Source organism: Ramlibacter aquaticus (assembly GCF_015159745.1).
GTDB classification, from domain to species: domain Bacteria; phylum Pseudomonadota; class Gammaproteobacteria; order Burkholderiales; family Burkholderiaceae_C; genus Ramlibacter; species Ramlibacter aquaticus.
The window spans coordinates 1-462 of sequence record NZ_JADDOJ010000186.1 but is presented as its reverse complement, the minus strand read 5'-3'; the positions used below and the strand labels follow the sequence as shown (position 1 = coordinate 462).

Genomic DNA, 462 nt, shown 5'->3' with positions numbered 1-462 from the left:
CCGATGTACTCGATCTCCATTTGAGGGAATGGATGGTGTAGAAAACGTCGCATCTGATCGGCGCGGGGAATATCTGGCCAGTAGATGTCACCAAAGATTGGGAACTCGCCGGCAAGGAAGTCACGCACGGCCGATACTCGCTGCTGACCATCCAGCAACCATCCAGCCATGGGAGCCGGCTTAGCAGAATCTCCCTCCCACTCACGGCCGTTTACAACGAGAAAACCGGTTCCGAAGCCTAAAAAGACACCTTCGATGAAGCTAACCTTCTTCTCACGGTCCCAGCATTCAGCACGCTGCCAGTCGGGCAACACGAAGCGCATGATTTGGCGGCTTTCTGGAAGAAGGGTGAGGTCGCGATTTATTGAAGCCGTAGGGATCAGGCATTCGATCGTAAAAGCGCGGGTCGTACCATTGAGCAGTCGAGGGGGAAGCATTGCGGTATCTCCATAACGGTTATAC

1 protein-coding gene is annotated in these 462 nt (G+C 54.1%); it reads right to left on the bottom strand.

Annotated elements, in window-relative coordinates:
* Positions 1 to 437 (bottom strand): DUF262 domain-containing protein (locus tag IM725_RS20065; RefSeq protein ID WP_193782402.1); only part of this gene is annotated, 437 nt, incomplete at its 3' end.
* Positions 438 to 462 lie beyond the last annotated feature (25 nt).